The sequence below is a fragment of the Roseobacter sp. genome (assembly GCF_024639605.1).
Classification (GTDB): domain Bacteria; phylum Pseudomonadota; class Alphaproteobacteria; order Rhodobacterales; family Rhodobacteraceae; genus Roseobacter.
Genome location: NZ_JAHEHZ010000030.1, coordinates 1 through 18,071, shown reverse-complemented (window position 1 = coordinate 18,071; position 18,071 = coordinate 1). Strand labels below are relative to the sequence as shown.

Below are 18,071 nucleotides of genomic sequence, written 5' to 3'. Positions count from 1 at the left end.
CGGTCTGAACGAAAATGCTCTGTGTGTCGGAAAAGAAATGAAAAACGTAAAACCATGCCAGAGAGAGCGGAGCGACCCGGAGGCCATCTGATCGACCGTCCGGAATAAAAATCAAAGATGAAGCCGCTGACACGCCCGCCACAGACAACTGTTTTCGATGCAGTATCCGCAATGTCAGAAAGAAACTCCGGGTCTGTGATCTTTATTGAAAAAGACGAAAAAGTCATTGGCGTGGTTGCAGAACGTGACGTGATGAACAAGCTCGTCGGCAAAGGGCAGGATGCGAAAACGACGAAGCGGTCCGATATCATGACCGACAATCCCCGCCTGGCCCGCGAGACCGATGACATGGTTGACCGGTTACGGATTATGTCCAACGTACGCTTCCGCCGCCTGCCGGTTGCGGATGAACTACACCTCGCCGCGTCTGATGTATCAGATGAAATCTGTTGCGACAGCCACGGTCACAAGGGACCGGTCACCGTTTCTGATCGGTGGCGGCAGTGCGCTCCAGTCGGTGATCATGGTGATGGTCGTTGGCGCCGTTCAGGCCGACCGCTGCTGCCGGTCAGCGCGTGCTGCAAAACTTCACAGCATCAGGCCGGGACGATTTCAGACGGACAGCCGTCTTATTTGTCTAAGGCTTTTTCCAGTTGGGGCAGGAAACGCTGCTCAAAATCGCTTCCTACCAGCGGGCCGGCGAAGCGAAACAGGATATTGCCGTCGGCGTCCAGAATAAAGGTCTCAGGCGGTGCCGTCACGCCCCAGTCGATGGCGGTGCGGCCCTGAGGGTCAAATGCCACGGCGGCAAACGGGTTGCCGTCATCTTTGAGATAGCTCGTGGCGGGCCCTTCCTTGTCACGGAAGTTAACCCCGATGATCGGCATGCCACTGGCCTGCATTTCCAGCAGTTTGGGGTGTTCGGCACGACAGGGAGGGCACCAGCTGGCCCAGAAGTTGACAAGCGTCACCTGCCCGGTTGCCATTGCCTCCGGTGTGACCGGGGTAAAATCCGCCAGGGCCGTTTCAGTGACCGGCGGCGCGGGTTGTCCGATCAGCGCAGAGGGCAGGTTCTGGCTGTCGGTGGTAAACATGCCAATGCCGGCAAGGATCACAAACCCGGCAAAGATCAGCGGCGGCGCAATCATCAGGGGTGATATTTTCTTAGCCACGGCGCTTTTCCCCGCGTTCGGCCTCATCCAGTGCTGCGCGCGCTTTGCGGCCCCGGCGCAGCGTGAAATAAACCAGCAGCGCCAGCAGCACGAGCGACGCGCCATAAGCCGAGAGCACCGCATCCGCGTATTTGCCAAGATCCGGCATCATGCCCGCCTTTGTCTCGCCAGCAGCGCGCGGGTGCGGCGCAACCGGATCTCGGTGCCGGTGCGGTAAAAAACGAGCGCGAGAAACAGCAGAACGAACCCGGCAATCGCCACCAGCAGAGGCTGGTAAAAGACATCCGCCACGTTTTCCTCTTTGTCGAGGCTGAGCGATGCGCCCTGGTGCAGGCCCTGGTTCCAGAAGTTAACAGCATAGCGTGAGAGCACCGCAAAGACCGAACCCACAAGACAGAGAACCGACGTGAGATCGGCGGCGGTGTCCGGATCGTCAACCGCTTCCCAGAGGGCAATGTAGCCAAGATAGAACAAAAACAGGATCAGAAAGGAGGTCAGCCGCGGATCCCAGGCCCACCAGGTGCCCCACATCGGCTGGCCCCAGATGGCGCCGGTCACGAGTGCAATAACGGTCATGACGACACCAACGGGGGCAGCCGCACGCGCGGCGAGCGCACTCACGTGATGGCGGCGGATGAGCCAGACGAGCGAGGCCACCAGCATCATAAACCAGGCGTTGATCGCCATAAGCGCCGAGGGCACGTGCAGATAGATGATTTTAACCGTCGAGCCCTGGCGGAAATCGTCAGGTGTAAAGAAAAACCCCCAGATGAGACCCACCGCAAGGCAGATGCCGGAGAGCCACCAGAGTGCCGGCAGAATACGCTCACTGAAGCCCAGAAACTTCACCGGGTTGGCGTAGCTCCAGAAGCCCTGCGGGCGCACGGGCGCCGGTTTATCTCCGCTCACAGACATGGCCGGGTTCTACCTGCTTGACCGGGCCTGCTCAATGGGCAAAACGCCACGCTCACCGCAGGTTTACCCGCAGCGCCGCCGCCGAGGCGAAGGGCATAACAGCGATCACCGCAAGCGTGATCCCGGCAAGCATCAGCGCCGGTGTGGAGGTGTCCATGCCCGCAGCCCCCCGCCGGGCCGTTTCGGCGCCGAAGATAAGCGTGGGCACATAAAGCGGCAGCACCAGCAGCGACAGCAGCAGACCGCCACGTTTGATGCCCACCGTTAGGGCCGCCCCGAAGGTGCCGATAACCGAGAGCGCCGGGGTGCCGAGCGCCAGCGAAATAACCAGCCAGATGTACCCGGGCCCGGGCAGGTTCAGCAGCACGCCAAAGAGCGGTGCAGCCAGCACCAGTGGAAGACCGGTGGTCAGCCAGTGGGCCAGCGCCTTGATGCTGAGCGCAGCTTCCAGCGGCAGCGGCGAGGTGGCGAGCAGGTCAAGCGAGCCGTCTTCCAGATCCAGCGCCAGCAGGCGGTCGAGGGACAAAAGGCACGCCAGAAGCGCACCGAGCCACAGGACCCCGGGCGCGATGCGGGCCAGCAGATCGGATTGCGGTCCGACGCTGAACGGCACAAGCACGGTCACGATCAGGAAAAACGCAAGGCCGAGTCCAAAGCCGCCCCCTGCCCTGAACGCGAGCATCAGATCGCGCAGAAGCAGCGCCTTCACAGGAAGGCCTCGTCGCTGGCACCCGCACGGGTCGCGGCGGTGGCGCGCCAGGGGCTGATGTCGAGCACCTGCGCGTCGATGCCCGGTGCGATGTGGGTGGCCATGATGACCGATCCGCCGCCGGCAAGATGTGCAGTAACAGCCGTTTCAAAAAGCCGCACGGCATCCTGGTCCAGCGATACTGTCGGCTCATCGAGGATCCAGACCGGGCGTCCTGTCACGAGGAGCCTTGCGAGGCCCAGGCGCCTTTTCTGGCCTGCGGAAAGCGTACCTGCCAGCCTCTCTTCGAGGTCTTCGAGGTTAAAGGCGGTCATCGCAGGCGTGATGTCGCGCTGGCCGAACACCGCCGCCCAGAAGGTCAGGTTCTCGCGCACGGTGAGCATGGATTTCAACCCGTCAGAGTGGGCCGCATAGGCCACCTGATCCTCAGCCCCGGCGATCTCACCGCTGAGCGGTGGCTGCAGGCCCGCCAGCGTGCGCAGCAGTGTGGTCTTGCCCGCCCCGTTCGGCCCGCGCAGGATCAGCGCGCAGCCAGCCTCAACATCAAAGGAAAGACCGGTCAGAACCGGAACGCCGCCGCGGGCGACTGAGAGATCATGCACTGTCAGAACCATCACCTGCAGGGTTAACCGATTGCAGCGGTGCAAAAAAGTGCGTTCTTTCGCTCGCTCAGACGGGCAACAGCGCCAGCGCGATCCGACGGCCCTCGCTCAGGAGCACATTATAGGTGCGACAGGCAGTGGGTGAGGCCATAACGTCGACGCCCAGCCCGGCATCTTCCAGCCTGGTGCGGAGTGGTGCGGGCATATGGGCAATCTCTGCACCGGTACCGACAAAAAGAACGTCGACATGACCGGCATAGTCCAGCAGAGCGTCGGCATCGTCATAGCCGGCCCATGCAGTGCTGCCGGAGGGACCTGTGATCACCGGGCCCTGAAACACCTCACCGCCAATTCGGAAAAATCCCGGACCATAGCCTTCGACGGGTTTGGCATCTGTGAATGTAATCTCGTTGAGCCGCATGGCATGGATCTCCCCGCGTTCAGTTAAAGGTCAGGCGCTGTCCCGGCCCGGAGTGCAGGCCATTGCGATGCTCAGTTTCCACCGGCCATCCTGCAATATGCAGATATAAACCGCATCGATCACGTCAAGGGCTGTGCCGTCCGCGCGCAGGCGTGTCACGTCGTGCAGTTCGGCGATGGCGGACGTGTCGGTGCAGCCTCGAACGGTTATGTCGCGGATTTCGGTATGACTGAACCCATCGGCTTCAAGGGCGGCGAACTGCTCTTTGAGCTTTGCGCTCAGCGCTGCATGATCCGCCAGATGCAGCGTCCCGCCGGCAATCACATATGTCGCAGGTTCAGTAAACAGGGTCACCATGCCATGGAAATCGCGTGCATTCCAGGCTTTCAGATAGCGGCTGATCAGGTTTTTGATCTCTGACTGAACTGTCATGCACACACCTTCGGTTCTAATTCCAGACCGGCAGGCCGAGTATAGCCGATGCCGCGATCACGATATAGGCCACGGTGCGGAACACGCCTTCGGCATTCGGGTCAAACAGCCGCGCCCCTGCAATATTGGCAATGAGATTGGGGATGCCGGCAAAAAGCCCGAGCACGGCCACCTCCCAGATAAAGAGCCCGCTGCCCTGGAAGACAGCAATCATGACGACATCAATCGCCAGCAGGTAGAGCAGGAAATTGGCGCGGATAACCGAGATTGGCAGGCGGCTCGACATATAAAGCATGATTACCGGTGGCCCGGGGATGCCTGCAAAACCGCACATGAACCCCCCGAGCGCCCCGGTACCGACGGTCAGCGCGGGCGTCAGAACGCCTTTGTAGCGCCAACCGCTCATCAGCAGCACCAGCAGGATCAGAATGGTGACCGAGACGACCCAGCCAAAGGCCTCACCCGAGAAATTTGCCAGCAGCCAGATGCCGGGCGGTACCGCGAGTGTGGCCCCGATCATCAGCCGGCCCACATCACGGGGTGCGCCGTCGCGCCAGGCCGCCCGCAGATTGGGCAACGGGCCGATCAGTTCGGCCATCATCATAAAAATCACCGCAGCGACAGGCTCCAGCACCGAAGAGGCGGTGGCCATGATGATCATGCCGCTGCCAAAGCCCGCAAAGCCGCGCACCAGCCCCGCTGCGACAACGCCGCATAACAGCCAGATCAGTCCCTCTGTTGCAAAAACCGCCTGAAGCGCCTCAGGCATCTATGTTGGCAAACTGGTTACCCGCATTGGCATCGGGTTTGGACCAGTCGCGTTTGACGCCGAGATAAAGCAGCACCGCGGATGCCACGAAGATCGAAGAATAGGTGCCGACGATCACGCCCCAGATCATCGCGAAAACAAAGCCGCGTATCACGTCTCCGCCGAGCACGAAGAGTGCGATCAGCGCCAGCAGCGTGGTCACGGAGGTCATGAATGTCCGGCTCAGCGTTTCATTGATCGAAATGTTCAGCACCTCGGACAGGGGCTTTTTCTTATACTTGCGCAGGTTCTCCCGCACCCTGTCAAAGACCACCACGGTGTCGTTCAGTGAGTAACCCACGATGGTCAGCAGGGCCGCGATAATCGCCAGATCAAAGCGGATCTGAAGCTCGGAGAAGACCCCGATTGTCAGGATTACGTCGTGCACAAGTGCCAGCACCGCGCCTACAGCAAACTGCCACTCAAAGCGCAGCCAGATGTAGATAAGCACCGCGCCGATGGCGAGCACCACAGCGATGACCGCCGTCTGAATGAGCTCGCCTGACACCTTGGGGCCCACTGATTCGACTGAGATGAACTGAATATCCGGCCGCACGGTGCGCAATGCCGCCTGTACATCTGCGATCACCTGAGACGTGACTGCCTCCTGGCCGTCCTGCGCCTGGATACGGATCATCGCGACGTTCTGGTCGTCCTCAAAGGTCGGATCGAAAACTTCAGTAATCGAAACATCGCCAAGGCCCAGCGTATCGATCGCCTCGCGGTACTCACCGATATCGACGACCAGCGGGCTTTCGGTCCGGATTGTCGTCCCGCCGCGGAAATCGATGCCGAAGTTCAGCCCCTGGATCATGAAGGACGCAAAGGCCACCACCATCATAACCGCAGAGATGCCCAGCCAGAGCTTCCAGCGGCTGAAGAAATCGAAGTTCGTATTCTGTTTGACCAGGCGCAGACGCATATCAGACCTCGATTGTTTTCGGGCGCTTGCGCTCGAACCAGATGACAATAAAGAGACGCGTGACGAAGATCGCCGTGAAGACCGATGTCAGAATCCCCAGACCCAGCGTGATCGCAAAGCCACGGACCGGGCCGGAGCCCATCGCAAAGAGGATCGTTGCAGTGATGAAAGTGGTGATATTCGCGTCCAGAATGGCCGAAAGCGCCTTTTCATAGCCAAGCTCGATGGCGCGGGCCGGGCCTTTGGAGGTTTTCAGCTCCTCGCGGATCCGCTCGAAAATCAGGACGTTGGCGTCCACAGCCATACCAACCGTCAGGACGATACCTGCGATGCCAGGCAGGGTCAGCGTGCCTCCGATGACACTCAGCAGGCCAAAAATAAGGCCAATGTTGATGATCAGTGCGACGTTGGCGAAAATGCCGAAAAGACCATAGCTGAGGAACATAAAGACCAGCACGGCGCAGAAAGCGACGATGGTCGCGACCTTGCCCGCATCGATGCTGTCCTGGCCCAGTTCGGGACCGATGGTGCGTTCTTCGAGAAATTCGAGACCCGCCGGCAGCGCCCCTGCCCTGAGCAAGACCGCCAGATTGGTCGATTCCTCGACCGAGAAGCGCCCGGTGATGATGCCTGATCCGCCGGGGATGTGGCTCTGGATCGTGGGTGCGCTGATGACCTCGTCGTCCAGCACGATGGCGAAAGGTGAGCCGATGTTCTCGGCCGTGTAATCGCCGAATTTGCGTGCACCGGTCGTGTTAAACCGGAAGCTGACTGCCGGGCGGCCGTTCTGATCGAAAGAGGGCTGCGCATCGACCAGCTCTTCGCCGGTGACCACAGGCGCCGCTTCAAGTGTGTAGAACGTCCCCGGCTCGTCGATGGACGGGACCAGAATGTTCCCGATCCCGGGGTTTGCTGTTTCATCCGTTCCGCGGGTCACAACCGGGTTAAAGGTAAGCTGCGCCGTGGTGCCGATGATCTCTTTGAGCTCTGCGGCAGAGCCGATGCCCGGCACCTGAATGAGGATCCGGTCGGTGCCCTGTCGCTGAATGGTCGGCTCGCGCGTGCCGACCTCGTCGATGCGGCGGCGGATAATCTCGAGGCTTTGCTGCAGAGTGCGTTCATTGGACGCAGTCTTTTCGGCGTCCGTCAGCGTGACGATGATGACATCATCTTCGGCGCGGGCCTCAATATCGTTGGTCGCAACCCCTGTCAGGGTCGGGATGGGCGTGGCAAGGGCGCGGACAACCTCAAGCGCGCGCTCCATGCCGTCAGGCTGAGAGATCCGCACGCGCACCTCATCAACAGCCGAGGGTTGCAGCCGCACGGTGCCCACGGTCGTACGTTCATCGCGCAGCGCATCGCGGATTTCCGGCCAGAAGGCCTGCATACGCGCAGCGTAAACGTCCTCGACCTTAACCTCGGCCAGCAGATGCGCCCCGCCCCGCAGATCAAGCCCGAGATTGACCAGCCCGGACGGCAGCCAGTCAGGCCACTGCCCGCGCGCGGCCTGGTTTTCAGGCGTATCGGCACCCAGTTCGATGGCCGCAACCGCATCATTGTGCTGCTCGACGGGAGTGTAGAAGAGATTGGGCATCGCCATCCACAGACCGGCAACGCAGGTCAGCACGATAAGAATGCGCTTCCACAGGTTAACCTGAAGCATTCAGATGCCTTTCAGAGAGGTTGGCCGGCGTTTTACTTCGCCGGTTCTGTTTTGGAAATCACGGTAGCAATCGTGGACTGAATGACGCGGACTTTGATACCATCGGCGATCTCAAGCTCCAGTTCGCCGTCATCTTTGACTTTGGCAACCTTGCCGACGATCCCGCCCTGGGTCACGACCTGATCGCCGCGGCGCAGAGCCGCCACCATAGCCTGATGCTCTTTTACCTTCTTCTGCTGCGGGCGGATGAGCAGAAAATACATGATCGCAAAGATCAGGATCAGCGGTACAAACTGGGCGAATGCTTCCATGGTGGTCAGGTCCTCTGATGACAGGTCGCACGCGGCCCCCCGGGGCACGCACGAAATTCTGCCGGAACCTATGGGCTGAATGACCGCTTTGCAAGCCAGCGTGTGCGCGCATTGGCAAACATATCTCAGACGCCCGCCCGTCAACGCTTGGCAGGCTCCGGATTTGGCGGCACAATAGACATCGCGGCAGTCAGAAGGGGCGTAACACGTGCGCAGGTTTGTGGTATTATTCCTGACGGTCATTCTGTCTGCCGGCCTGCAGTCTGCCGTGGCGCAGGGGCTTGATCCGGTCAGTGCGGAAGACCGCAAGGCCTGGACGGCTGTGGGCGCGCTGCGCACGCAGGGCATCGGCGCTTACTCGGCGTGTACGGCCACACTTGTCGCCCCTGACATGATCGTAACGGCCGCACACTGCACGGTGCTCGCCACCGGGTTTCCCGGAAAAATGCACTTTTTCGCCGGACGCAACGGTACCCGCAACGTCGCAAACAGCCGCTCGACCACCGTGATCCGCCATCCTCTCTGGGAAAGGGCCAGCGGGTCAGACAGGTTTCGCTATGATCTGGCGGTGGTGCATCTGGGACGGCTGGTGAAAGGCGGCAAGGTCACCCCGATACAGGTCTATCGCCCGGGAAGTACGCCGGCGCCGCGCAGGGTGGCCCTGTTGGGGTACAACGAACGCGACGACGTGCTGCGCGGGCGTTTTGACTGCCCTCTGATCAGCGATGCGATCGAAAGCGTTTTTGTATCCGGATGCACCGTGGTGGCCGGCAATTCCGGCGGTGCGGTTCTGGTTGAGAACGAGGAAGGCTGGGCGCTGGCCGGTGTTATAGTGGCGCGCAGCGATAATGACGGGCGCGCGATCGCCGCACCTGTGAACCAGTGGCTGCTGCGCCAGGTGTACAAAGCCCGTGACCGGCAGACCCGCCGCACAGAGGGCGCAGACTGAACCACGACGCCCTGCCCCGCCAACACCCTGCATGAAAACTGCAGGTTACGGTCTGTCGAAAGATCGGTCATAAGCGGAGCAGGAACGATTCAGATCTGAGGACGAGACCCATGCACGATATCCGCGCCATCCGCGAGGCCCCGGAGGCTTTCGACGCAGCCCTTGCACGCCGTGGAGACGCGCCTTTGTCGTCTGAGATTCTGGCGCTGGATCAGGCACGGCGCGAAAAGATTTCTGCCGCTGAAAAGGCTCAGGCCGACCAGAACAAAGCCTCGAAACTTGTCGGTGCAGCAAAGGCATCGGGTGATGAGGCTGAATTTGAACGGCTGCGCGCGCTGGTGGGCGAGAAAAAGGCCGAAGTCTCCGCCATGCAGGCCGAAGCTGCTGATCTCGACACAGAACTCACCGAAAAGCTCTCGTGGATTGCGAATATCCCCGCCGATGATGTGCCTGAAGGCGCTGATGAAAATTATAATGTCGAAGTCCGGCGCTGGGGCGATCAGCCGTCTTTCGGATTTACTCCGAAGGAGCATTTCGAGATTGCAGGTGTTGCACCGTCGATGGATTTTGAGACGGCCGCGCGTACATCCGGCGCGCGGTTCGTCATGCTCACCGGTGCTGTGGCGCGCATTCACCGGGCGCTGGCGCAGTTCATGATCGACACCCATGTGGACGAGAACGGGCTGACCGAAGTGAACAGCCCTGTGCTGGTGCGGGACGAGGCGATGTACGGCACCGACAAACTGCCGAAGTTCGCTGAAGATAGCTATCAGACCACGAACGGGTGGTGGCTGGTGTCCACGTCGGAAATTCCGCTGACCTATACGGTGGCCGGGCAGATCCTTGATGAGAGCGACCTGCCGCGGCGGCTGACCGCGCATACCCTGTGCTTCCGGTCGGAAGCCGGCAGCGCGGGCCGCGATACAGCCGGCATGTTGCGACAGCACCAGTTCGAAAAGGTTGAAATGGTTTCTGTCACGCACCCTGATGCGTCAGACGACGAACAGCAGCGCATGCTGCGCTGTGCCGAGGATATTCTGGAACGGCTGGGCATCGCCTACCGCACGGTGCTTTTGTGCACCGGCGACATGGGGTTCGGCGCGCGGCGCACCTATGATATCGAAGCCTGGCTGCCGGGACAGAATGCCTACCGTGAGATCTCATCGGTTTCCACCACCGGCGATTTTCAGGCCCGGCGTATGAACGCGCGTTTCCGGCCCGCAGGGGGCAAGCCACAGTTCGTGCATACGCTCAACGGCTCGGGGCTTGCTGTGGGTCGCTGTCTGATTGCAGTGCTGGAGAACGGCCAGCGCGAAGACGGATCGGTTGCGCTGCCAGAGGTTCTGAGCGGCTATCTGGGCGGCAAAACCACGCTGAGCGCTGCCGGCGAACTGATCTGAAGGCGCGCCTTTGGCGCATTCCTATCCTGATCCGGCGCATGGCCCCGGACACCATGGTGTCGCGACCGGCAGGGCTCAGTGCAGCGGCTTGACTTCGTAGCCGCGCTCTTCGGGCTCTGTATCGATCAGTTCGAGCGGAAAACCGGGCGCGCGGATCTCGAGGCCCGTGGCCTCTTCCAGCCGCTCGATCATCCGGTCGGATTGCGCGCGTTCACCAAAGCGTTGCTGCCCGTCACGCATCATCTCAATGATCAGCGGCGAGATTTCCAGCGGCACATTATGCAGATCGGCGAGCTTCTGAAACAGGCCGATGTCTTTCTGCACCAGATCCATGGTGAAATTCACGTTGCGCGAGCCTGACAGGATCAGCTGGCTTTCAGTCTCATGCACAAAAGAGGTGCCCGAGGAGACAGAGATTGCCTCAAACGTGGTTGCAAGGTCCATGCCGGCCGCTTTCATTACTGTAAGCGCCTCGCAAAGTGTCAGCAGGTTGGCGGTGGCCAGATAGTTGGTCATGACCTTCAGGACGCTCGCCGTGCCCAGAGGACCGGTATGCAGTATCCGCCGGCCCATCAGTGTGAGCAGCGGCAGGATGCGGTCGAACGTTGCGCGATCACAGCCGGCATAGATCGATATGTTGCCGGTATCCGCGCGGTGGCATCCGCCGGAAACCGGGCAGTCGACCGCTGCGGCACCGTGCGCAATCGCAGCCTCGCCGAGACGTTTTACCTCGGCGTCGTCGGTGGTGGACATTTCCATCCAGATCTTGCCCGGGCCCATATGGGGCAGCATTTCATCCACCACCGCAGCTGAGGCTGCCGGGCTGGGAAGACAGGTGATAACCGCATCACAGGCCTGCATCATTGCAGCCGGGCTGCCACCGTCGACCGCCCCGCCGGCGACCTTTGCGGCAACGAAATCCGGATTGAGGTCATGTACCATCAGACTGATTCCGTTGCGGATCAGAGAGCCCGCGAGTTTGCCACCGACATTGCCCAGCCCGATAAATCCCGTTCTCATGAAAGTCCCCTTCATTTGAGTTGCCTGCACCTTTCAGCGCGCCAGGCGACACGTCGCGCCCGTTTGCGACCATAAGGGCAGAACAAACCCCGCGGGCCCGATGCCGGTGTGCCGGGGGGGGAGCCGGTCGCCTGTGATTACCAGCCAGCCCCCGGGGTTTTTCGCTGAAACGATACGGGGTGAGACCGGTCCCGTAACGCACCCCTCAGCCGGCGCGCCGGTCTGTCATTGCATAAACGCAGCCATCAAAGACCCTTTGAAAGTGCCTGTCACATGACATTGCATGTGGTGCAGCACAGCAGATTACCACCGGCGCGCGGCGTGATCCGTGCAAGGTTGCACAGTCAGCGTTCGATGCTTCGTATTGGTTGTGCGCGCCCGCACCCTTATGTTCAGTGCAACCCAGTAAGGAGCATTTCCCATGTCACTCAGACCAACGCTCGAAACCCGCAAGGCCATTCCCACGATGGAAGGCGCCGGCGTGAAACTGCACCGTGCTTTCGGGTTTCAGGACCCGTCCGAACTCGACCCGTTTCTGCTCTTTGACGATTTTCGCAACGAGCGGCCGGAAGATTTCAGACGCGGCTTTCCCTGGCACCCGCATCGCGGCATCGAAACCATTACTTATGTGCTCGAGGGTACTGTGGATCACGGGGATTCGCTGGGCAACGTCGGCACACTCGGCGCCGGTGACGTTCAGTGGATGACCGCCGGTTCCGGCATCCTGCATCAGGAGATGCCGCATGGTAATGCGCGCGGCCAGATGCACGGCTTTCAGCTCTGGGGCAATCTGCCCTCGTCACAAAAGATGACGGCACCGCGCTATCAGGATGTCACATCGGCCGATATTCCGGTCATCACGGACGATGACGGCACGCGGGTAAAGGTCATCACTGGTGAGTTCTGGGGCAAAACGGGGCCTGTTGACGGAATTGCAGCCGATCCGCAGTATCTCGATATCTCCGTGCCTGCCGGTCAGAAAAAGACGTTTAAGATCGACACTTACCGTCGTGCTTTTGCGTATGTTTTCGAAGGGGCTGCGGCCTTTGCGGATGCAAGCGCGCCGTCGGGCGTTCTGCTGGAGAAGGAAGTCGGCGGCGAAGAGGTCAACATCCGCGATCTGTCCGGCAACCGGACGCTGATCCGGTTCGGCACCGGCGAGGAAGTCACCCTGCAGGCCGGTCCCGAAGGGGTGCGCTTTCTGCTGATCTCAGGTGCGCCGATTGACGAGCCCGTCGCCTGGCACGGCCCGATTGTCATGAACACGCAGGAAGAACTTCAACAGGCGATGCGCGAGCTTAACAACGGGACCTTCATCCGGCCCGCGCATTAAACACGGACGGCGTTCAGCACCATTTTACGGTACTGCGTCTCAACGTCGCTCAGCGTCAGACGCCCGCTTTCCCGGAACCAGGTGCTGACGCCGGTGAGCATCGCAATCACGGCACGCGTCGCAATGCGCGTGTCGGCGATGCCAAAACTCCCTTCTGCGACCCCGGCGGCGAGAATTTCCTCGAGCAGATCTTCATAGCGCCGGCGCAGACCCTCGATCACCTGAAAATTTGCCTCGCTGAGGTTGCGCAGCTCCATGTAGGCGATGAAAACTGCATCCTGACGGTCGTGGTGATAGCGGATGTGGAAAGAGACAAAACCGGCAAGGCGGTCTGCGGCATCCCCCTCACCTGTGCCCGCGCGCGCCAGCAGGTCTTCCAGATGGCTGCGCATCAGATCAAAAAGCAGCGATTGTTTGTCCGGCGTGTAATTGTAAAGCGCGCCCACCTGCACGCCCACTTCAGCGGCGATGCTGCGCATTGATACGGCAGCATAGCCTGACTGAGCGAACAGCCTGAGGGCTGCCGCACGCACTCGTGGGCCGGTAACCTCCGAATGTGATCCTGCGGTGCGTGCCATGGTCAGAGAATAAAAGAACGCCCGTTCAGAAACAAACCTTTCTTGCGCGGCGAGGCCTGATCGGGCACAAAAGCTGCGGTGACCGGAGCTTTCTGATGCGTGTCTTTGTCCTTCTTTTTGCGATGTCCTGTCTGCTGGCCTGCGCCGAACTTCCGGATATTGATGATGGCATCACTGAGGCGGATGAAGCCGCGGATTATCCCGACCTGATTGCTCTTTCTCCTGCCGTGCTCGAACAGGCGCGCGAAGAAGATGAAACATCAGCCGCCCTCGACGCACGGGCAGCCGGACTGCGCACGCGGGCTGCGGGCCTCAGACCGCCGGTTCTGACACAGGGTGAACGCGCGCGGCTCGGGGCATCCGTCCGGTAAACCCCAATCGGTGGATTGCACGGGCCCGGTGAACGGGCTACATCGCGTTTCAACGTTTAACGACCGTCAGAGGACCACCGCGCATGTCTCAGCCCCTTCGTCTTGGAATTGCCGGTCTGGGCACGGTCGGCATCGGCGTGGTGCGTATCATCCGCCAGCACGCGGCCATGCTGAAGGCGCGTACGGGCCGCGAGATCGTTATTTCAGCCGTCTGTGCGCGCGACCCTGACAAAGACCGCGGTGTGTCGCTGTCATCCTATCCCTGGGAGACCGATGCCGTGGCGCTTGCGACCCGCGACGACGTCGATGTCTTTGTCGAGCTGATCGGCGGGCATGAAGGCATCGCAAAAGACGCCGCAGAGGCTGCACTGGATGCTGGCAAAGACGTGGTGACCGCCAATAAGGCGCTGCTGGCCATTCACGGGCAGGCGCTGGCCGTGGCCGCCGAGGCGGCGGGTCGGGCTTTGCGCTATGAAGCCGCTGTCGCCGGAGGCATTCCGGTGATCAAAGCGCTGACCGAGGGGCTTGCCGGCAATGACATCACCCGTGTGATGGGGGTCATGAACGGATCGTGCAACTATATTCTGACGCGCATGGAATCCGCAGGGCTGAGCTATGAAGAGGTCTTTGCGGAGGCCGACGGACTGGGCTATCTCGAGGCCGATCCGCAGCTCGATGTGGGCGGCATTGACGCAGCTCACAAGCTCGCCATTCTGTCGTCGATCGCCTTCGGCACCCGGGTGGATTTCGACGGGATCGCACTGGAAGGTATCGACCGGGTCAGCATCGAAGATATCCATGCGGCTGCCGATATGGGTTACAAAATCAAGCTGCTTGGCGTGGCGCAGAAGACCGGCCGTGGCCTTGAGCAGCGCATGCAGCCCTGCCTGGTTCCCGACACCTCGCCGCTGGGGCAGCTGGACGGAGGCACCAATATGGTGCTGATCGAAGGCGACGCGGTAGGGCAGATCGTGCTGCGCGGTCCGGGTGCAGGTGAAGGGCCGACAGCCAGTGCGGTGCTTGCGGATGTCTGTGATATCGCGCGCGGTCTCCGGGGCCCGGTCTTCGGCGTGCCGGCGGATACGCTGACCGCGTCGGTGTCTGCCAGTGCGCAGCTGCCGGCACCCTATTATCTGCGCATGTCGCTGGAGGATAAACCCGGAGCGCTGGCGCGGATTGCCAAGGTGCTGGGCGAGGCCGGCGTGTCAATTGACCGGATGCGCCAGTACGGGCATGAGGATACCTCGGCGCCGGTGCTGATCGTGACCCATAAAACGACCCCGGCAAGCCTCAACGAGGCGCTTGGCGCCATGGAAGGCACCGGCGTTCTGGCCGGCACACCCGTGGCTCTGCGCATTGAGGATGTCTGAGCGCAGTTGAACCCCGCTCCCGCGCCCGTTACACAAAAGATCAGGCCTCCGCGCCTCCATGAAAAGGATATCATTATGCCCGCCCGCGCCGAATTTCACGATCGTATGCTCTCGCTGGGCCTTGCCCGTGTCTCGGAGGCCGCCGCACTGGCCTCGGCGCGACTTGTAGGCCAGGGCGATGAAAAAGCAGCCGATCAGGCGGCGGTCAATGCCATGCGTGAGCAGCTCAATATGCTCGATATTGCAGGCGTGGTTGTGATTGGTGAGGGCGAGCGGGATGAAGCGCCGATGCTTTACATCGGTGAAGAGGTTGGCACCGGCAACGGCCCCGGAGTGGACATCGCTCTCGATCCGCTGGAAGGGACGACGCTGACCGCCAAGGATATGCCGAATGCGCTGACGGTAATTGCCATGGGGCCGCGCGGCTCGATGTTGCATGCGCCCGATGTTTATATGGACAAGCTGGCGATCGGGCCAGGGTTTGAGACAGGCGTGGTGACGCTGGAGATGAGCCCCGGCGAGCGCGTCGCGGCCCTCGCTGCAGCGAAAGGCTGCGATCCGTCGGACATCACGGTCTGTATTCTGGAGCGCCCGCGCCATGACGAGATGATTGCTGAGGTGCGTGCCACCGGTGCTGCAATCCGGCTGATCACCGACGGCGATGTGGCCGGGGTAATGCATTGTGCCGACGCCTCTACCGGTATCGATATGTATATGGGGGCGGGCGGCGCGCCTGAGGGTGTTCTGGCGGCGGCAGCGCTGAAATGTATGGGCGGTCAGATGTACACCCGGCTTCTCTTTCGCAATGACGATGAACGTGCCCGCGCGACCAAGGCCGGCGTGACTGATTTCGACCGGATCTATTCCCGCGATGATATGGTCACCCAGGACGTGATTTTCGCGGCCACCGGCGTGACGGAGGGCAATATCCTGCCCGGCGTACGGCGCGAGCCCGGCTGGATGACCACAGAGACACTGATCATGCGCTCCAAAACCGGATCCGTGCGCCGCATGAACTACCGCACACCCGTCTGAGCATCGCATCAGGGGTCAGCCGCCGGGTTACACCCGCAGCAGGATGTCGGGTCAGAATAAGGAATGGTCTGGGTGAGCTTTCTCGGTGTTGATGCCTCGCTGACAGGCCGGCGCTGGACGGGCCCTGCACCGGAGGTCGCGCGCGCGGCAGAGGCGCTGGTGCAGCAGACCGGGCTTGCGGAAGCCGTCTGTCAGGTGCTGGCCCGGCGCGGGGTTCCCGCTGGTGAGGCGCGCGCCTTCATGGCCCCTGCCCTGCGTGATCTGCTGCCCGATCCGCGCAGCCTGCGGGACATGGAAAAGGCAGCTGCGCGTGTTATGCAGGCGGTGACGCGCAAAGAGCGCATCGCAATTTTTGCCGATTATGACGTCGATGGCGGCAGTTCGGCTGCTCTGCTGATCGTCTGGTTGCGGGAGCTTGGTCTGCCCGCCACGCTTTATGTGCCGGACCGCATTGACGAGGGGTACGGCCCCAATGATGACGCAATGCGCGATCTGGCGGCACGCCACGATCTGATTATCTGTGTAGATTGCGGGACACTGTCACACGGACCTGTCGCCGCCGCTGCGGGGGCCGATGTAGTGATCCTGGACCACCATCTCGGGGCCGAAGATCTGCCGGCTGCACTGGCGGTGGTGAACCCGAACCGGCAGGATGAGAGCGGCGAACTTTCGCATCTCTGTGCAGCTGCCGTTGTCTTCCTGCTGCTGGTCGAGATGGGGCGGCTTTTGCGGGAAGCCGGAACAACCGGCCCCGATCTGATGCAGATGCTGGATCTCGTGGCGCTGGCGACTGTTGCTGATGTGGCACCGCTCAAAGGCGTTAACCGCGCCTTCGTGCGTCAGGGTCTGCGCGTTATGGCCGCGCGCCGGCGTCCGGGTCTTGCAGCCCTTGCGGATGTGGCGCGCATGGACACGCGGCCTTCGGCGTATCATCTGGGCTTTCTGCTGGGCCCGCGGGTAAATGCGGGCGGGCGGATCGGCGCTGCCGATCTGGGCGCGCGTCTGCTGGCAACTGACGATCCGCATGAGGCAGCAGCCCTTGCGGATCGTCTTGATAATCTGAACACGGAGCGGCGCGAGATCGAGGCGGCGGTGCGGGCCGCAGCCCTCGATCAGGCGCAGGCGCGTGGGTTTGATCACGGACTCGTCTGGGCGGCCGGCGCCGGCTGGCACCCCGGTGTGGTCGGCATTGTGGCCTCCCGACTTAAAGAAGCCTCAGGACGGCCCAGCATCGTGATCGGTATTGAAGACGGGGTCGGCAAAGGTTCGGGTCGTTCAGTCACCGGCATTGATCTGGGGCAGCCCATCCAGCGGCTCGCCGCTGAAGGTTTGCTGATGCGTGGTGGCGGGCACAAAATGGCGGCCGGGCTGACCGTCGCGGCGGATCAGATCGAACCTGCGATGGCGCGTCTGACCGAACTGCTGGAAAAACAGGGCTCACATCTTGCCGGCGCATCCGACCTGCGTCTTGACGGGCTGTTGATGCCCGGGGCCGCTCAGGTCGAACTGGTCGAGACGCTCGAGACCGCAGGCCCCTTTGGTGCCGGCGCCGCAGCACCGCGTTTTGCATTTGCAAATATGGCGATCAGGTTTGCAAAACGGGTGGGCGAGAGTCACCTGAAGATCAGTTTCAGCGATGGGACGGGCCCTGTTATGGAGGGCATCGCATTTGGCGCTTATGACGGACCGCTCGGTGCCGCGCTTGAAAACCACGGTGGCGCGCGCTTTCATCTGGCAGGCCGGCTCGACATAAACACATGGCGCGGGCGCCAGTCAGTGCAGTTGCGCCTTGAAGATGCCGCCGCAGCCTGACCGCCTGCGGTTGCGGCAAAGTTTCTCGGCAGCAGATGAAATTTCCGCTTGCGCCAGTGGCGTGGATTGCCTAATCAACCGCTCACGAGAAGAGTGGCCCGTTCGTCTATCGGTTAGGACGCCAGGTTTTCAACCTGGAAAGAGGGGTTCGATTCCCCTACGGGCTGCCACTCGACCTTAACCCCTTAAAAGCATTTAATTTCCTCATAATGACCCCCAGTTTTGGGTATTATTTTGGGTACAATAGG

Annotated in this window: 20 protein-coding genes, 1 tRNA gene and 1 pseudogene; 9 read left to right on the top strand and 13 right to left on the bottom strand. The window is 61.4% G+C overall.

Translation table 11 applies throughout. The features are described 5' to 3' along the window. Nucleotides 1-117: 117 nt before the first annotated feature. Nucleotides 118-207 (top strand): annotated as a pseudogene (locus Q0M35_RS18545) (signal transduction protein); the annotation flags it as partial. Nucleotides 208-629: 422 nt separating this feature from the next. Here the strand turns inward: Q0M35_RS18545 and Q0M35_RS06065 are convergent. From Q0M35_RS06065 to yajC, 11 genes are read right to left on the bottom strand one after another with little or no spacing between them, the layout of a single operon-like run. Beyond that, nucleotides 630-1,148 (bottom strand): DsbE family thiol:disulfide interchange protein, encoded by a 519-nt coding sequence (locus Q0M35_RS06065; RefSeq protein ID WP_295313334.1) that lies wholly within the window; start codon nucleotides 1,146-1,148, stop codon nucleotides 630-632. 16 nt (nucleotides 1,149-1,164) lie between these two features. Beyond that, nucleotides 1,165-1,323, bottom strand: a complete 159-nt coding sequence (ccmD, locus tag Q0M35_RS06060) for a heme exporter protein CcmD (protein ID WP_295313323.1) — start codon at nucleotides 1,321-1,323, stop codon at nucleotides 1,165-1,167. Continuing rightward, on the bottom strand, nucleotides 1,320-2,087 hold the full coding sequence (locus Q0M35_RS06055; protein WP_295313322.1) for a heme ABC transporter permease: 768 nt from the start codon (nucleotides 2,085-2,087) through the stop codon (nucleotides 1,320-1,322). Before Q0M35_RS06055 ends, ccmD begins: the two co-directional genes overlap by 4 nt. Before the next feature lie 52 nt (nucleotides 2,088-2,139). After that, a complete protein-coding gene (ccmB, locus tag Q0M35_RS06050) occupies nucleotides 2,140-2,796 on the bottom strand; it encodes a heme exporter protein CcmB (protein WP_295313321.1) in 657 nt (218 codons plus the stop codon). Beyond that, nucleotides 2,793-3,410 (bottom strand): heme ABC exporter ATP-binding protein CcmA, encoded by a 618-nt coding sequence (gene ccmA, locus Q0M35_RS06045; protein WP_295313320.1) that lies wholly within the window; start codon nucleotides 3,408-3,410, stop codon nucleotides 2,793-2,795. The genes ccmB and ccmA overlap by 4 nt, the downstream gene beginning before the upstream one ends. Nucleotides 3,411-3,465: 55 nt before the next feature. Further along, on the bottom strand, nucleotides 3,466-3,819 hold the full coding sequence (locus tag Q0M35_RS06040) for an Mth938-like domain-containing protein (RefSeq protein WP_295313319.1): 354 nt from the start codon (nucleotides 3,817-3,819) through the stop codon (nucleotides 3,466-3,468). 30 nt (nucleotides 3,820-3,849) lie between these two features. Continuing rightward, the gene (locus tag Q0M35_RS06035; protein ID WP_295313318.1) at nucleotides 3,850-4,251 is read right to left on the bottom strand and encodes a nuclear transport factor 2 family protein; all 402 of its coding nucleotides are present in this window, start codon (nucleotides 4,249-4,251) and stop codon (nucleotides 3,850-3,852) included. 16 nt (nucleotides 4,252-4,267) lie between these two features. Further along, nucleotides 4,268-5,020 (bottom strand): sulfite exporter TauE/SafE family protein, encoded by a 753-nt coding sequence (locus tag Q0M35_RS06030; protein ID WP_295313317.1) that lies wholly within the window; start codon nucleotides 5,018-5,020, stop codon nucleotides 4,268-4,270. Next, a complete protein-coding gene (secF, locus tag Q0M35_RS06025; RefSeq protein ID WP_295313316.1) occupies nucleotides 5,013-5,981 on the bottom strand; it encodes a protein translocase subunit SecF in 969 nt (322 codons plus the stop codon). The genes Q0M35_RS06030 and secF overlap by 8 nt, the downstream gene beginning before the upstream one ends. 1 nt (nucleotide 5,982) lies before the next feature. Next, complete coding sequence (secD, locus tag Q0M35_RS06020) at nucleotides 5,983-7,644, bottom strand: protein translocase subunit SecD (RefSeq protein ID WP_295313315.1); 1,662 nt, start codon at nucleotides 7,642-7,644, stop codon at nucleotides 5,983-5,985. Nucleotides 7,645-7,676: 32 nt separating this feature from the next. Next, a complete protein-coding gene (yajC, locus tag Q0M35_RS06015; RefSeq protein ID WP_295313314.1) occupies nucleotides 7,677-7,955 on the bottom strand; it encodes a preprotein translocase subunit YajC in 279 nt (92 codons plus the stop codon). 208 nt (nucleotides 7,956-8,163) lie between these two features. Between yajC and Q0M35_RS06010 the strand changes: the two genes are divergently transcribed. Together Q0M35_RS06010 and serS are read left to right on the top strand one after the other, a co-directional pair. Beyond that, nucleotides 8,164-8,904 carry a trypsin-like serine protease gene (locus tag Q0M35_RS06010; RefSeq protein ID WP_295313313.1) on the top strand — a complete coding sequence of 247 codons (741 nt, stop codon included), beginning with the start codon at nucleotides 8,164-8,166 and terminating at the stop codon, nucleotides 8,902-8,904. 110 nt (nucleotides 8,905-9,014) lie between these two features. Further along, the gene (serS, locus tag Q0M35_RS06005) at nucleotides 9,015-10,304 is read left to right on the top strand and encodes a serine--tRNA ligase (protein ID WP_295313312.1); all 1,290 of its coding nucleotides are present in this window, start codon (nucleotides 9,015-9,017) and stop codon (nucleotides 10,302-10,304) included. 75 nt (nucleotides 10,305-10,379) lie between these two features. On the opposite strand, the gene Q0M35_RS06000 is transcribed toward serS, so the two are convergent. Beyond that, on the bottom strand, nucleotides 10,380-11,324 hold the full coding sequence (locus Q0M35_RS06000) for an NAD(P)-dependent oxidoreductase (protein WP_295313311.1): 945 nt from the start codon (nucleotides 11,322-11,324) through the stop codon (nucleotides 10,380-10,382). Nucleotides 11,325-11,745: 421 nt separating this feature from the next. On the opposite strand from Q0M35_RS06000, the gene Q0M35_RS05995 reads away from it, so the two are divergent. Then, on the top strand, nucleotides 11,746-12,657 hold the full coding sequence (locus Q0M35_RS05995; RefSeq protein WP_295313310.1) for a pirin family protein: 912 nt from the start codon (nucleotides 11,746-11,748) through the stop codon (nucleotides 12,655-12,657). Here Q0M35_RS05995 and Q0M35_RS05990 read toward each other — a convergent pair. Continuing rightward, on the bottom strand, nucleotides 12,654-13,235 hold the full coding sequence (locus Q0M35_RS05990) for a TetR/AcrR family transcriptional regulator (RefSeq protein ID WP_295313309.1): 582 nt from the start codon (nucleotides 13,233-13,235) through the stop codon (nucleotides 12,654-12,656). The genes Q0M35_RS05995 and Q0M35_RS05990 overlap by 4 nt on opposite strands. A gap of 95 nt (nucleotides 13,236-13,330) precedes the next feature. On the opposite strand from Q0M35_RS05990, the gene Q0M35_RS05985 reads away from it, so the two are divergent. The 5 genes from Q0M35_RS05985 to Q0M35_RS05965 all read left to right on the top strand — a co-directional run bounded on the left by Q0M35_RS05985 (nucleotide 13,331) and on the right by Q0M35_RS05965 (nucleotide 17,993). Continuing rightward, the gene (locus Q0M35_RS05985) at nucleotides 13,331-13,606 is read left to right on the top strand and encodes a hypothetical protein (RefSeq protein WP_295313308.1); all 276 of its coding nucleotides are present in this window, start codon (nucleotides 13,331-13,333) and stop codon (nucleotides 13,604-13,606) included. Nucleotides 13,607-13,689: 83 nt separating this feature from the next. Further along, entirely contained in the window at nucleotides 13,690-14,976 is a 1,287-nt protein-coding gene (locus Q0M35_RS05980; RefSeq protein ID WP_295313307.1) for a homoserine dehydrogenase, read from the top strand. Between the two features lie 75 nt (nucleotides 14,977-15,051). Then, the gene (gene glpX, locus Q0M35_RS05975; RefSeq protein ID WP_295313306.1) at nucleotides 15,052-16,011 is read left to right on the top strand and encodes a class II fructose-bisphosphatase; all 960 of its coding nucleotides are present in this window, start codon (nucleotides 15,052-15,054) and stop codon (nucleotides 16,009-16,011) included. A gap of 72 nt (nucleotides 16,012-16,083) precedes the next feature. Continuing rightward, the gene (gene recJ, locus Q0M35_RS05970; RefSeq protein WP_295313305.1) at nucleotides 16,084-17,823 is read left to right on the top strand and encodes a single-stranded-DNA-specific exonuclease RecJ; all 1,740 of its coding nucleotides are present in this window, start codon (nucleotides 16,084-16,086) and stop codon (nucleotides 17,821-17,823) included. 95 nt (nucleotides 17,824-17,918) lie between these two features. After that, nucleotides 17,919-17,993 (top strand) — tRNA-Glu (locus Q0M35_RS05965). The last annotated feature ends 78 nt before the right edge of the window (nucleotides 17,994-18,071 follow it).